The 12,606-nt window shown below is 59.8% G+C and carries 15 protein-coding genes; 7 read left to right on the top strand and 8 right to left on the bottom strand.

Annotated elements, in window-relative coordinates; translation table 11 throughout:
- Nucleotides 1–215 precede the first annotated feature (215 nt).
- Nucleotides 216–701: an RNA pyrophosphohydrolase gene (locus tag AC2FLO_RS06800; RefSeq protein WP_496753154.1), complete on the bottom strand. Its 486-nt coding sequence runs from the start codon at nt 699–701 to the stop codon at nt 216–218.
- Between the two features lie 137 nt (nt 702–838).
- On the opposite strand from AC2FLO_RS06800, the gene AC2FLO_RS06805 reads away from it, so the two are divergent.
- Nucleotides 839–2,866: an FAD-dependent oxidoreductase gene (locus tag AC2FLO_RS06805; RefSeq protein WP_496753155.1), complete on the top strand. Its 2,028-nt coding sequence runs from the start codon at nt 839–841 to the stop codon at nt 2,864–2,866.
- A 19-nt stretch (nt 2,867–2,885) separates the two neighbouring features.
- Here the strand turns inward: AC2FLO_RS06805 and AC2FLO_RS06810 are convergent, their stop codons facing one another.
- Nucleotides 2,886–3,494 carry a LysE family translocator gene (locus AC2FLO_RS06810; RefSeq protein ID WP_496753156.1) on the bottom strand — a complete coding sequence of 203 codons (609 nt, stop codon included), beginning with the start codon at nt 3,492–3,494 and terminating at the stop codon, nt 2,886–2,888.
- A gap of 423 nt (nt 3,495–3,917) precedes the next feature.
- Between AC2FLO_RS06810 and AC2FLO_RS06815 the strand changes: the two genes are divergently transcribed.
- Nucleotides 3,918–4,823, top strand: a complete 906-nt coding sequence (locus AC2FLO_RS06815; RefSeq protein ID WP_209505110.1) for a LysR family transcriptional regulator — start codon at nt 3,918–3,920, stop codon at nt 4,821–4,823.
- 51 nt (nt 4,824–4,874) lie between these two features.
- Here the strand turns inward: AC2FLO_RS06815 and AC2FLO_RS06820 are convergent, their stop codons facing one another.
- Nucleotides 4,875–5,792 carry a LysR family transcriptional regulator gene (locus AC2FLO_RS06820; RefSeq protein WP_267365933.1) on the bottom strand — a complete coding sequence of 306 codons (918 nt, stop codon included), beginning with the start codon at nt 5,790–5,792 and terminating at the stop codon, nt 4,875–4,877.
- Nucleotides 5,793–5,890: 98 nt separating this feature from the next.
- Between AC2FLO_RS06820 and AC2FLO_RS06825 the strand changes: the two genes are divergently transcribed.
- Nucleotides 5,891–6,853, top strand: coding sequence for a sodium-dependent bicarbonate transport family permease (locus AC2FLO_RS06825; protein WP_480586796.1), 963 nt, complete (start codon nt 5,891–5,893; stop codon nt 6,851–6,853).
- On the opposite strand, the gene AC2FLO_RS06830 is transcribed toward AC2FLO_RS06825, so the two are convergent.
- From AC2FLO_RS06830 to AC2FLO_RS06845, 4 genes are read right to left on the bottom strand one after another with little or no spacing between them, the layout of a single operon-like run.
- A complete protein-coding gene (locus AC2FLO_RS06830; RefSeq protein ID WP_480484575.1) occupies nt 6,846–7,748 on the bottom strand; it encodes an OmpA family protein in 903 nt (300 codons plus the stop codon). The two genes, AC2FLO_RS06825 and AC2FLO_RS06830, sit on opposite strands and share 8 nt — an antisense overlap.
- Nucleotides 7,745–8,317, bottom strand: a complete 573-nt coding sequence (locus AC2FLO_RS06835; protein WP_267365930.1) for a peroxidase-related enzyme — start codon at nt 8,315–8,317, stop codon at nt 7,745–7,747. Before AC2FLO_RS06835 ends, AC2FLO_RS06830 begins: the two co-directional genes overlap by 4 nt.
- 15 nt (nt 8,318–8,332) lie before the next feature.
- Entirely contained in the window at nt 8,333–9,043 is a 711-nt protein-coding gene (locus AC2FLO_RS06840) for a GNAT family N-acetyltransferase (protein WP_496753157.1), read from the bottom strand.
- Complete coding sequence (locus AC2FLO_RS06845) at nt 9,040–9,762, bottom strand: competence/damage-inducible protein A (protein ID WP_496753158.1); 723 nt, start codon at nt 9,760–9,762, stop codon at nt 9,040–9,042. Before AC2FLO_RS06845 ends, AC2FLO_RS06840 begins: the two co-directional genes overlap by 4 nt.
- Before the next feature lie 50 nt (nt 9,763–9,812).
- On the opposite strand from AC2FLO_RS06845, the gene sfsA reads away from it, so the two are divergent.
- The 4 genes from sfsA to map all read left to right on the top strand — a co-directional run bounded on the left by sfsA (nt 9,813) and on the right by map (nt 12,426).
- Nucleotides 9,813–10,508 carry a DNA/RNA nuclease SfsA gene (gene sfsA, locus AC2FLO_RS06850; RefSeq protein ID WP_496753159.1) on the top strand — a complete coding sequence of 232 codons (696 nt, stop codon included), beginning with the start codon at nt 9,813–9,815 and terminating at the stop codon, nt 10,506–10,508.
- Nucleotides 10,509–10,676: 168 nt separating this feature from the next.
- Nucleotides 10,677–11,051, top strand: a complete 375-nt coding sequence (locus tag AC2FLO_RS06855) for a hypothetical protein (RefSeq protein WP_496753160.1) — start codon at nt 10,677–10,679, stop codon at nt 11,049–11,051.
- A 46-nt stretch (nt 11,052–11,097) separates the two neighbouring features.
- Nucleotides 11,098–11,448 carry a hypothetical protein gene (locus AC2FLO_RS06860; RefSeq protein WP_496806696.1) on the top strand — a complete coding sequence of 117 codons (351 nt, stop codon included), beginning with the start codon at nt 11,098–11,100 and terminating at the stop codon, nt 11,446–11,448.
- A 165-nt stretch (nt 11,449–11,613) separates the two neighbouring features.
- Complete coding sequence (gene map / locus AC2FLO_RS06865; RefSeq protein WP_496753161.1) at nt 11,614–12,426, top strand: type I methionyl aminopeptidase; 813 nt, start codon at nt 11,614–11,616, stop codon at nt 12,424–12,426.
- On the opposite strand, the gene AC2FLO_RS06870 is transcribed toward map, so the two are convergent.
- Nucleotides 12,414–12,593, bottom strand: coding sequence for a hypothetical protein (locus tag AC2FLO_RS06870; protein WP_267364635.1), 180 nt, complete (start codon nt 12,591–12,593; stop codon nt 12,414–12,416). The genes map and AC2FLO_RS06870 overlap by 13 nt on opposite strands.
- Between the last annotated feature and the right edge of the window lie 13 nt (nt 12,594–12,606).

Below are 12,606 nucleotides of genomic sequence, written 5' to 3' on the forward strand. Positions count from 1 at the left end.
GTTATATTGAAGAGAAATGTCGATCATAAAGGCGTTATATTTCCGATTTCCGTGGCGGCACCCTTGGTACCTTACGCCCTGTTCAGTGATGTGAATTGTGGCACGGCTTTGAAGCCCAAGCCGTCTATGGCATTTGCCAAGCGAATCCCTATGCCGCCCGCATTCCGAGGAGTGATGGTGTTCGCAAAAGGGCCATTACGGTTCATTCGCCGCAGTTACGTCAGATGGGCCATAAATGCCTCGACCACACGCTCATACACATCGCGCTTGAAGGGCACGATTTCCGCGATCAACCGGTCGGGCTCTTGCCATTTCCAGCGGGTAAATTCCGGGTGATCAGTTTCAATGTTGATCTGATCGTCGGCACCGGTGAAGCGCAGCAGGAACCATTTCTGTTCCTGCCCGCGATAGCGACCTTTCCAAATGTGGGGCACGATGTCATGGGGCAGGTCATAGGGCAGCCAGCCCTCGGTTTCGGCGATGATTTCGACCAGATCAGCCGTGACCCCGGTTTCTTCCCACAGCTCGCGCAGGGCTGCGTCGCGGGGATCTTCGCCCTTGTCCACACCGCCCTGCGGCATTTGCCAGGCGTCCGCATGGCGGTCATTGCGCTGGCCCACGAAGATCTTGCCCTCGGCATTCATCAGCATCAGCCCGACGCAGGGGCGATAGGGCAGTTTGGCGATTTCTTCGGGGGTCATGCGCGGCCTCATCGGGTTGTTCCGCCCACCTCTAGCAATCACCGGCGCCACAGCAAAGAGGGTGACGTGGGGTTTCGCGTGACAAAGTTGACGCGAACGTCAATCTAGCGGGCAAATTCAGGAGGGAGAGTTCCGCCATGACTGCGTACCCGAATATGCTGGCCCCGCTGGATCTGGGCTTTACCACGTTGAAAAACCGCGTGCTGATGGGCTCGATGCATACGGGGCTTGAGGAAACCGGCGACTGGAACCGGGTGGCCGAGTTCTATGCGGATCGGGCGCGGGGCGGCGTAGCCTTGATGGTGACAGGCGGGATAGGTCCGAACCTTGAAGGCTCGGTCCTGCCGGGGGCCTCGATGATGGTGAGTGAAAAGGACGTGGCGCACCATTCCATCGTGACGCAGCGCGTACATGACGCAGGCGGCAAGATCGCGATGCAGATCCTGCACGCAGGTCGTTATGCCTATGGGCCGAAATGCGTGGCACCCAGCCCGGTGAAATCGCCGATCTCTCCGTTCCCGCCCACTGAGCTGGATGAAGAGGGCATCGAGAAGCAGATCAGCGATATCGTCAACGCCGCCGTACTGGCGCAAAAGGCAGGTTATGACGGGGTCGAGATCATGGGGTCGGAAGGGTACTTCCTGAACCAGTTCCTTGTGACCCATACCAACAAGCGCACCGACCGCTGGGGCGGGTCTTATGAGAACCGGATGCGTCTGCCGATCGAAGTTGTGCGCCGCACGCGCGAGGCGGTGGGCACCGATTTCATCATCATCTACCGGCTGTCGATGATCGATCTGGTACCCAACGGATCGACCCATGACGAGGTGGTGCAACTGGCGCAGGAGATCGAAAAGGCCGGGGCCACGATCATCAACACCGGCATTGGCTGGCACGAGGCGCGAATCCCGACCATTGCCACCAGCGTGCCGCGCGCGGCCTTTGCCTGGGTGACCAAGAAGCTTATGGGCAAGGTGGGGATACCGGTGATCACATCGAACCGGATCAACACCCCCGAGGTGGCCGAAGAGGTTCTGTCGACCGGTTGCGCCGACATGGTCTCGCTGGCCCGCCCGATGCTGGCGGATGCGGATTTCGTGGCCAAGGCGATTGCGGGTGAGGCCGCGAAGATCGCTCCCTGCATTGCCTGCAACCAGGCCTGTCTGGATCACACGTTCAGCGGCAAGCTGACCTCGTGCCTCGTGAACCCGCGCGCCTGTCATGAGACCGAACTGGTGATTGAACCGGCCAAAACGCGCAAATCCATTGCCATTGTGGGCGCTGGTCCTGCCGGACTGTCGACCGCAATGATTGCGGCCCAGCGCGGCCACGATGTTACCCTGTTCGACCGCGCTGATGAGGTCGGCGGGCAGCTGAACATGGCCAAGCAGGTGCCGGGGAAAGAGGAATTCTGGGGCCTTGTCGACTGGTACCGTACCATGATGGATGATCTGGGCGTGACTGTCGAACTGAACCGCGAGGTAGGCGCAGATGACCTGACCGGCTTTGACGAGGTGGTCATCGCCACCGGTGTCAGCCCGCGTGATCCGCAGATACTGGGGCAGGATCGGGACAACGTCCTGAGTTACATCGACGTGCTGCGCGGCAAGGCCGTGGTTGGCAAGTCTGCTGCCGTGATCGGGGCCGGTGGCATCGGCTTTGATGTGTCCGAGTTCCTTCTGGAAGAGGGTCACAGCGCCACGACCGACCTGCCGCTATGGATGAAGGAATGGGGCGTGACGGACCCGGCTGAACACCGCGCAGGGTTAGCGCCCGAGGGGCCGCAACCCAGCGCACCCGCGCGGCAGGTCACCCTGTTGCAGCGCAAGAAGCAGGCACATGGCAAGGGTTTGGGCAAAACCACTGGCTGGATTCACCGGGCAACACTAAAGATGAAGAACGTCAATTTCGTGGGCGGCGTGAATTATGAGCGCATCGACGATGACGGTCTGCATGTCAGCTTTGGCGAAGAGCGCGCAGACCCGACGGTGATCGCGGCCGATACCATCGTGTTGTGTGCCGGTCAGGTGTCCGAACGGTCACTGGCGGACGCGCTGATCGAGCGGGGCATCACCCCCCATGTGATTGGGGGTGCGGATGTCGCCGCCGAGCTGGACGCCAAGCGCGCGATCAATCAGGGCACGCGGCTGGCGGCGGAATTCTGATCGCCAAGTTTAGCGTTTCCTAATCGGACAGCGCGAGTTTTGCACCCAGTGCGCCAAAGGCCGTTGCAAAACTCCGCCTGATCCACTTCATCACCGTTGGACGGCTGATCACATAGTCGCGGGCCAGCGCTGCGCAGGCCCCGTATCCGACGAAGACAACAAAGGTCATGGCCATAAAGGCCAGGGCCAGCTGGATCAGCGCACCTCCTGCGTTCGCCGTGTCGGCTGGCAGAAACTGCGGCAGAAACGCCAGAAAGAACAGCGACAGCTTGGGGTTCAGCACGTTGATGAGCGTTCCGGTGATGGCAATCTTGAAACTGCTTTTCGCGGTCTTGTCGGCGGTGACATCCAAGGCGCCGCCACTCCTGAGAATGCCCCACGCCATGTAGAAAAGGTAAATGACACCAAGGTATTTCACGAGCTGAAACGCCACGGCACTGGTGTGCAGCAATGCGGCAAGCCCGATGATACTGGCCACGGCAGCGGGAACGATTCCCACTGTGCATCCGACCGCGGCGGCAACGCTGGCCCGGATACCGCGGCCCAGGCCAACGGCCAGTGTGTAGATGACACCGGTGCCCGGCAGCAGCACGACGATCATGGAAGTGATGAAGAATTCCAGTGACATTCAAACCCCCTGCAAATGCGCGCAGGGTCGCGAACATCCGCGAAGATGTAAATACCGATCGGTCAGGGAACAGGGGTTACGGCCCGGTGTTGCCGTCGGACGGGGTGGTGAAACATGGCTTTGCAAAGGGTTTTCGGGGTTCCGCGCTCCCGGCCAAAAGACCGACAAGGACGGAGACGGAGAAAACGGATTTCCTGACCCCTTCTGTGGTCACAAAAATGCCATTCTAAGATGAACAGAAACGAACGATTGCGCGGAAAATGCAGTATCGCAGGGTTCGGGGCCGGTTTGGAAACCACTGTTTCTGCGTTTCTCATACGCAAACGATCCGATTCAAATCCCTGATATTATCCCATGTATGCCCCGATTCCGCCCAGATTCAGAGCGATAGTCGGGTTGGAAATCAAGATCTGGGGAACGAGAATGGACCGACTGACCGAAATGGAAGCCTTCGCCAATGTGGTGGACCAGGGTGGCTTCACCGATGCGGCCAAGAAGATGGGCATCTCCAAATCGGCCGTGTCCAAACACGTCTCGAGCCTCGAAGCGCGTCTGGGAGCCCGGCTGCTGAACCGCACCACGCGCCGGGTGTCGCCGACAGAAATCGGCCTGGCCTATTATGACCGCGCGCGTCGCGTTCTGAATGATGCGGGTGAAGCGGATTCGCTGGTCACATCGATGCAATCGGCTCCGTCCGGTCTGCTGCGCATCAGCGTTGCCACGGATTTCGGCGTAAATCACCTGTCGCCGGTCCTGTCCGATTTCCTGGCCGTCTACCCCGACATCACCGTGAACATGGTTCTGAACAACCGCTATGTCGAACTGATTTCCGAAGGATTTGACGTGGCCGTGCGCATCGGAGAGCTGGAAGACAGCACGTTGCGCGCCCGCAAGCTGACCGAAACGGTCAAACGCATGGTCGCCGCGCCCAGCTATATCGAACGGTTCGGGCGCCCGCAGAAGATCGACGATCTGAACGAACACAAGTTGCTGCACTATTCCAGCCAGTCGTCAGGCAATGTCTGGAAGCTGACCGCACCGTCCGGTGAAAAGCGTCAGGTGCGCACCGCGGGCTGGCTAAGCGTGAATGACGGCCAGTCGCTGCTGAACGCAGCCATCTCGGGGCTGGGGATCGCATATCTGCCCAGCTATCTTTATGCCGAAGCGTTGAAATCGGGGCGGGTTGTCGATGCCATGCCGTCCCTGCCGGACGAGGTACAGGGCATTTACGCAGTTTATCCGCCCGGCCGCTTCACACAACCCAAAGTACGGGCCTTCATCGATTTTCTGGTCGATGCATTCGAAGACAAAAGCCCGATGGATTGGTAGTTTCTCCCTGAAGACCAACCTTTGGCCCGCATGTCAAAGTGCGGGCCTTTTTTATGAACCGATCACCGTCAGGCCGATGGATCGCGCGGAAGAGCGTAGGCTTTCCATCAACACGTTCTGACCCGGCGGCGGCGTTTCGGCATTGCGCGCCAGCAATGCGATATCGCGATTGGCATTGGGAATGGACAGCGGGCGCAGCCGCACTTCGTCGCGGTAAATGCCCTGTCTGCGGGCAAACAGATCCGGCAGAACCGCAACCCCAACCCCAGAGGCCGCCATCAGGACAATGGAATCAAGCGTTGTGCCTTCATATTCATCCGAAACCACACCGCCGCATTCCGCTGCCAGCGCATAGACGATGCGCGACAGGCGGTGGCTTTGGTCAAGGGTCAGGAACAGCCGGTTCTGCAAGTCGGCGGCACTGACGCCTTGTGGGTCCTGCGCCAGAACGTCGTCAACGGCCACCGCGACCCAGAGGGGTTCGTTGAACAAGCGGTGCTGCACGGTATTAGGGTGATCCTCGGGCGTTGACAGGATCAGGTCAAACCGACCGGATTTCAGGCCCTGTTCCAGATCGCGGGTGTTTTCCTCGCGCACGACAATGCGTAATCCGGGGCGCAGGCGGTGCACCTCTTTGATGGCTTGCGGCAGGAGGTACGGCCCGATCGAAGGCAAAACGCCCAGTCGCAACCTTCCTCCGACAGGCATATCGTTGGTCATGGCGTGGCGCAGGTCCTTGACCTCGGCAAGGATCTTTTGCGCGCGCGAGATGAACTCTTCCCCCTTTGTCGTCACCTGAATTCCGCCGCGGTTGCGGTCAAAGATCCGAACGCCAAGCTCTTGTTCTACGGTTGCAATTTGCGCCGACAGGCTGGGTTGGCTGACATTCAGCACCTCGGCGGCCAAACTGAACCGCCCGAGGCGGCTGACCGTGACGATGTATTCCAATTGGCGCAAGGTTGGACGCATTTCATAGCCTAAAACTATATTAAACTTAAAAAGATAGTATTTGGCCAAATCTATTTTGCAAGGCACCAAGCCCTGAAACGAGGGATCAGGAGTCAAGTATGCCCGGAGTGATCGAGACGCTGTCCAGCAACCTGCTGGTGCCCACCATATTGTTTTTTGCCCTAGGGCTTCTGGCGGCTTTTGTGCGCAGTGATTTGTCTATCCCGGCGGGCGCGGCCAAGTTCATGTCGCTCTACCTGCTGCTGGCCATCGGGTTCAAAGGCGGTGCCAGCCTGGCCGCGCATGGCATCCACCTGCAATTGTTCCTGACCCTGCTGGGCGGCGTGGCCCTGTCCTTTACCATCCCCTTCGTGGCCTTTGCCCTGCTGAGGATGATGACACGGTTGGATGCGTTGAACGCTGCGGCGGTAGCGGGGCATTACGGCTCGATTTCGATTGTCACCTTTGTCACCGCCACCAGCCTGCTGGATCTGATGGGATTGACCCATGACGGGTTCATGGTGGCGGTTGCGGCAGCGATGGAGGTGCCGGCCATTCTGTCGGCGCTGTGGCTGGCACACAAGACCGGCGGCAATGGCGTCAAGGATGACAAGCTGTGGCGTGATCTGCTGGCCAATGGATCGATTGTGCTGTTGACCGGGGCGTTCCTGATCGGGGCCATTACCGGGGGTGAAGGTATGCAGATGATCGCGCCTTTCATCGTCACGCCTTTCACCGGCATCCTGTGTCTGTTTCTGCTGGATATGGGGCTTTCGGCGGGGCGCAGCCTGATCAGCAATCGCGACAAACTGTCGGTTGGCCTGTTCGCATTTGGCGTATTGATGCCCCTGATCGGCGCGCTGATGGCCTGGGCCGTCGGTGCGGTGATCGGATTGCCGCAAGGCAGCCTGTTCCTGTTCATGGTGCTGTCAGCCTCGGCGTCTTATATCGCGGTTCCGGCCGCTATGAAAATTGCACTACCGAAGGCCGAGGCCGGGATTTATCTGACCCTGTCGCTGGGTGTGTCGTTTCCGTTCAACATCACGGTCGGACTGCCGCTGTACCTGTGGTGGGTCAGTTGACGAGCAAGACCGCCTCGACCCGGCGGTTCAGCTCGCGCCCTTCGGGAGTTGCGTTCGAGGTGAGCGGGGACAGATAGCCGACACCCTGCGCCTCGATCCGGTCGGCGGCCACGCCATGCGCATCGATTAGACGGGTGCGGACCGACTCGGCCCGACCTTTGCTGACCGCGATATTGGCCTGCAACGCGCCGGTGTCATCGGTATGCCCCACCAGCGCCAGTCGCATCTTAGGATTTTCGGCCAGATACCCTGCCAGCAGGGTCAGTGAGGCATAAGTCCCCTCGTCCAACGCAACCTCACCGGTTGGAAAATGCAGATCGTCCAGTATCACGTGACCCGATGTTGCCAGCGCCTCAAGCAGCCCGCCCGACCCTTCGACTGCCTGTTCGATCACGACCGGAACAGGGTCCGGTGCATTCTGGGGTGTGACGCGGATCATCTGGACATACCCGTCCGGGGGGTTGCGGCTGACCAGCAGGCTGAGGGCAACAGGCCCCTTGGTGGCCGACAGGAAACGGTAATCCTGAATGGCGACATACATGTCCGGGGTCGGAACGACCTCGGTGCCAAAGCGGAAATCGAAGCCGCCACAGGCGCGGGCATCACATTCGAACAGAATCTTGTAGCCCTGTGCCTCGATCTGGTCGCGCAGCGGGGTCAGAAGCTGGAGAGTTGTGCTTGAGCCCGCCTGAAGCCGCCACGTGTAGCGTTCAACCCGGCCTTCGAGGGTGTCAGCAGGCACCGCGCCATTCGCATAAGGCCCCGTTGGCAGGTCATAGCTGTCCAGCGGCGAGGTACGGTCGCTGATCTGGCGGGCGCTGGCTGGCAGGGTCAGGTCCTGCGCCAGAACCGGCCCCGCCAGCAGCGTGGCGATAAGGGCGGCTGATCGGATCATCGAAACTGCGCGTGATACTCGGGGTTGGGTACCATTGCCGTGGCACTGGCCACCCGGTTGGACATGTTGAAGAACCCGGCAACATTGGCGATGTCCCAGATGTCGCGGTCGGAAAAGCCTGCGTCGCGCAGGTTCTGGCGGTCGGGCTCTTCGATCTCGGCGCTGGCGGTTGTCATTTTGGCGGCAAAGTCCAGCATTGCGCGCTGCCGGGGCTCGATCGGGGCAACACGGTAATTCATCACCAGCATCTCGCCCAGTTGCGGGTTGCCCGAAAGCTGCCGGACCGCCGCGCCGTGTGCGACCAGACAGTAGAAGCACTTGTTGATCGACGATACGACCACGGCAATCATCTCGCGCTCCAGCTTGGACAGGCCGCTGTTGGCCAGCATCAGATCATTATACATCGCCGTGAACGTGTTCAGCTTGTCGATATCGAAGGCGTTTGCCTTTAGCACATTCGGCACCATGCCCAGCTTTTCGACACAGATATCGAAATATTTCTGCGTTTCCGGCGGCAGTGGATCGACCATGGGCAGGTTCAGCGCGGTGGGCATGTCTTTCTGTGTCATGGCGACCCCTTTTGTTCAGACAAGGTGACGGTAATGGTATTCACTGGCGATCTCCATCCCGAGGGCGCAATAGAGACCGTTGGCACCTTCATTGGCCTTGGTGCAGATCACACTGAAGGTTTGAGCACCGTTGTCACCTGCCCAAATCGCCGCGGCGCGCATGGTCCACTGACCCAGCCCCTGACGGCGGTGCGCGGGCAGGATTTCAAGCGCATGCAGCATCGCGACATCGCCATGCATCGCCACGAAGGCTGCCCCGCTGGGTTGGTCGTTGTGGCGCAGCAGCAGACCGGTTTTGGGACCCTTCGCGCGCTCCATCACCGCCAGACGTTCGGGCCCGATCCCACCAGCCGCCCAGATTTCGCGCATGATTTCAAGCGGCTCCCAGACCGAAAACACCATGACCGGAGGGATCGGCTGATCGGTGAGGTGAGAGACGGGGCACGTATAGATGTTGACCGGATCAAGGATGTCATATCCCCGTTGCGCCAGCTTTGCATCCAGCGCCTCATCACCCGGGCGCAGGCAGAAGATGGATTTCTGCCCCATGGCCTGCATCGCGGCCTCGGCCGCGTCGATATCTGCATCGCTGGCCGGGGCCAGCGCATTGGCCGCAGAAACACGCGAGCCGCCGCCCTGCCCTTCGCGCAGCTGAAACGGCCCCAGCCTGCGATACCGCGCGGCAGGCCATGTGCCGTCGACGATGTCCGCCCAATCGCTGCTCAAAGCCCAAGCTCTTTCGCCAGACGGGTCATGGCCGCGTCAATCCGACTACCATTGGTGCCGCGCACCACCACGTTGGCCCCGAAGGCCCCGTTGATCTGAAACGGATAGCAGCCGATGGACAGATCGCTGAAATCCTCGGCCAGCGCAGACAGGTTTGCGGCGATATCGCCTTCGCCCCGGTCCACGCGCAGGGTTTGCGACAACAGGGGGCTGCCACCGGTCAGTGTGGGCAGGACGCTGGCGACCATAGCCTGAAACACCAGCGGCACCCCGGCCATCACATGTACGTTCTTCAGGGTGAAACCCGGCGCTGTCGAGACCGGATTGTCGATCAATGTCGCGCCCTCCGGGATACGCGCCATGCGCAGGCGGGCGGCGTTCAGTTCCAGCCCGGATTTGTCGTAATGCGCCTGCAACAGCGCGCGCGCGTCGTCGCGAATGTCAATCGGGGCGTCGAAGGCGCGCGCAATGCAATCGGCGGTGATATCGTCATGGGTCGGGCCGATGCCGCCGCTGGTAAAGACGGTGTCGTGGCTGTCAGACAGCGCTTTGACCGCCGCTTCGATGGCGGGGGCGTCATCGCTGACGATGCGAACCTCTTTTAGGTCGATGCCGTGTTTTGCCAGCTCCTGCGCCAGATAATGCATGTTTGCATCGCGGGTGCGGCCCGACAGGATTTCATCCCCGATCACCAGCATTGCTGCGGTTGGATTGGCCATGGCGCGGACTCCTCTTGATCGTCTTCAGGGGCAGGTATAGGCCGTGAGACATGCGTTTTGGAACCCCTCTTGTCCCCGCCCGCCTGATCCGTCGCTACAAACGCTTTCTGGCCGATTGCCGTTTGGAAGACGGGCGCGAAGTGACCGCCCATTGCGCCAATCCGGGATCCATGATGGGGCTGGCCGAACCGGGCCATTTGATCTGGCTTGAGCCCAATGACGACCCGAAGAAAAAGCTGAAATTCGGCTTGCGGCTGGTGGATCACGAAAACGGGCATTTCACCGGGGTCGATACTTCCGTCCCGAACCGCGCCCTGCGGGCAGCGCTTGCGGCGCGCGAGATCCCCGAGCTGGCCGCTTATGACACCGTCCGGCCCGAGGTGAAATACGGGCAAAACAGCCGTATCGATTTCCTGCTGAGCGGCCCCGGCCTGCCAGATGCCTATATCGAGGTCAAAAGCGTGACGCTGTCCCGCCAGCCCGGTCTGGCCGAGTTCCCCGACAGCGTCACCGCCCGCGGCACCAAACATCTGGGCGAGCTGGCACAGATGGCAGCGCAGGGGCACCGGGCGATCATGCTGTACCTGGTGCAACGCACCGATTGCGACCGGTTCGCGCTGGCCACGGATATTGACCCGGCCTATGCGGCAGCGTTCGAGGCGGCGCAGGCGATGGGGGTGGAACGGTTGGTGTATGGGACAGAGATTTCACCAGAGGGGATCGCAGTCTTACCCAAACCGATCTAAAGGCTATTCAGCAGCACGTACCAGAATCAAGAAAGCCTGGCATCTCGGGTCAAACCTAAAGCTAACTATAAATATTCTTAAAGTATTATTTGTTGATTCATATCAATGTTAATCAGCACATAAAAAGCTTTGCTATTCAGCACGATAATTTCGGGGGGGAGATTTGTCATGCTATACAAAACAATCGGTATAACCGTTCTGTGCGCCGCACTCCTGTACACGGCCTCTTGCTCGGGCATGAGTTACGCGATGAAGACATATGGCGACGTCGACCCAATAAACTTCGAAGCGTATGGCAGAACCTGGCGCGTCTTCGACAAGCCTGAAAGCGGCTTGATTATGCTGACGCCCAGCCTGGCAGATTCCGCCTTGGCCGGTGCAGCCGAAGGTGCAACATTCGGCTTGGCTGGCAGTATGGACCCCACGCAGTTGGTCTTTCAATCGGCGGCGACAGAATACCTGAAGTCAACCGGCAGAACATGTGACATCCGTTCTGCCAGACTGGTCCTCGACCCTCAGTGGGAGTTCACCTATACCTGCTGAGCCTCCGCGAAACTGTCGCCTTATGTCAGAAGCCACGGAGTTCAGCATGCCAAAAATTCTAATCACATTGGCCGCCATTCTCGCCGTCACAGCATGTGCGGAACAACCAAGTTCGATCGCACCGGTTCCAATCGGGGATGTCTATAGCAACGTATCCTGCGCAAAGGCACGACAACTCTACCAACAAGAGGTCGCCAGAGTGCCCGCCTTGATTTCCGCCCAGAAACAAGCAGTTGCCGGTGACGCTGTCGGCGTGCTATTGATCGGAGTTCCTGTATCCAGTTTATCAGGGGATGATCTGGAGGGCGAAATAGCCGCAACCAAGGGCAAATTGATTGCACTGTCCGCTCGTTTGGAAGTTTGCGGTATTCCGCCCCCCAGAATAGCGTGGGATTGAGCCTGTTTCGGCATAGGGTCGTAGTGCCAGCATGAGAGAGCGGCTGTTGAAAGTTATGAGCCGTCGAACTACTTCGCTGAGTGAGTGTAACCCCGCACCCTCTGGTACTTTCTGCACAAGCAGCGTAAAAGAAGTGCCGCGCGTAACAATTGGAGCTTTGCGTCGATGAAAGAGCATCGTGGCCGTCTGACCAAGGACGGTATCCGCATCTATGAACAGGGTGATTTTGCCGGGATGCACGCGGCGGGCGCTCTGGCGGCGCGGATATTGGATGATATCGCCGCGCATGTCTTTCCCGGTCAGACCACGGGTGCGCTTGACGGGCTGATCACGCAGATGGTCGAGGATGCGGGCGCGACCTCGGCCACGATCGGCTATAAGGGATATGAACACGCCAGCTGCATCAGTGTGAACCATGTGGTCTGCCACGGTATTCCCGGTGACAAGAAGCTGAAGGATGGCGATATCCTGAACATCGATGTGACCGTCATCGTGGATGGCTGGTTCGGTGACACCTCGCGCATGTATGTGGCGGGCAAACTGCCGCGCAAGGCCGAGCGTCTGATCCAGGTAACCCATAACGCACTGTTCAAGGGCATCGAGATGGTCAAGCCGGGCAACACGTTCGGCGATATCGGCCATGCCATTCAGGCCTATGTCGAAGCGCATCGGATGAGTGTTGTTCGCGACTTTTGCGGGCACGGTCTGGGCCGCGTGTTCCACGCGCCGCCGAATGTGCTGCATTATGGCCGCCCCGGCACAGGCGCGGTTCTTGAGGAAGGCATGTTCTTTACCATTGAACCGATGGTCAATCTGGGCCGCCCCGAAACCAAGACGCTGGCCGATGACTGGACCGCCGTGACCCGCGACAAGTCGCTGTCGGCACAGTTCGAGCATTCGGTGGGCGTAACGGCAGATGGGGTCGATATCTTTACCCTGTCGCCAGGCGGCAAGTTTCACCCGACCTATTCGTCCTGATCGGCGGCCTGTTCGCGCAGGAGTTTAAGCAGCATCGTCTCAGCCCCCCAAGGGGTAACCGCATCGTGGATGAACACCGGCGCGCGCAGGGGCTTGGGGTCAGGTTTCGCCATGACCTCGGCGTCGCGGGAGACTGTCCAGACAAAGGGTGTTAGAGCATGATCCATGGCTGCACCCTAA

It is taken from the genome of Ruegeria sp. TASC047, assembly GCF_059612445.1.

Excerpts from the sequence above, each read along its gene's own strand:
- AC2FLO_RS06830 (WP_480484575.1), bottom strand. The coding sequence starts at position 7,748 with ATGATCCGATCAGCCGCCCTTATCGCCACGCTGCTGGCGGGGCCGGTT.
- AC2FLO_RS06815 (WP_209505110.1), top strand. The coding sequence starts at position 3,918 with ATGGACCGACTGACCGAAATGGAAGCCTTCGCCAATGTGGTGGACCAG.
- map (WP_496753161.1), top strand. The coding sequence starts at position 11,614 with ATGAAAGAGCATCGTGGCCGTCTGACCAAGGACGGTATCCGCATCTAT.
- AC2FLO_RS06800 (WP_496753154.1), bottom strand. The coding sequence starts at position 701 with ATGACCCCCGAAGAAATCGCCAAACTGCCCTATCGCCCCTGCGTCGGG.
- AC2FLO_RS06860 (WP_496806696.1), top strand. The coding sequence starts at position 11,098 with ATGCCAAAAATTCTAATCACATTGGCCGCCATTCTCGCCGTCACAGCA.
- AC2FLO_RS06870 (WP_267364635.1), bottom strand. The coding sequence starts at position 12,593 with ATGGATCATGCTCTAACACCCTTTGTCTGGACAGTCTCCCGCGACGCC.
- AC2FLO_RS06855 (WP_496753160.1), top strand. The coding sequence starts at position 10,677 with ATGCTATACAAAACAATCGGTATAACCGTTCTGTGCGCCGCACTCCTG.
- AC2FLO_RS06810 (WP_496753156.1), bottom strand. The coding sequence starts at position 3,494 with ATGTCACTGGAATTCTTCATCACTTCCATGATCGTCGTGCTGCTGCCG.
- AC2FLO_RS06825 (WP_480586796.1), top strand. The coding sequence starts at position 5,891 with ATGCCCGGAGTGATCGAGACGCTGTCCAGCAACCTGCTGGTGCCCACC.
- AC2FLO_RS06820 (WP_267365933.1), bottom strand. The coding sequence starts at position 5,792 with ATGCGTCCAACCTTGCGCCAATTGGAATACATCGTCACGGTCAGCCGC.
- sfsA (WP_496753159.1), top strand. The coding sequence starts at position 9,813 with ATGCGTTTTGGAACCCCTCTTGTCCCCGCCCGCCTGATCCGTCGCTAC.
- AC2FLO_RS06835 (WP_267365930.1), bottom strand. The coding sequence starts at position 8,317 with ATGACACAGAAAGACATGCCCACCGCGCTGAACCTGCCCATGGTCGAT.
- AC2FLO_RS06805 (WP_496753155.1), top strand. The coding sequence starts at position 839 with ATGACTGCGTACCCGAATATGCTGGCCCCGCTGGATCTGGGCTTTACC.
- AC2FLO_RS06845 (WP_496753158.1), bottom strand. The coding sequence starts at position 9,762 with ATGGCCAATCCAACCGCAGCAATGCTGGTGATCGGGGATGAAATCCTG.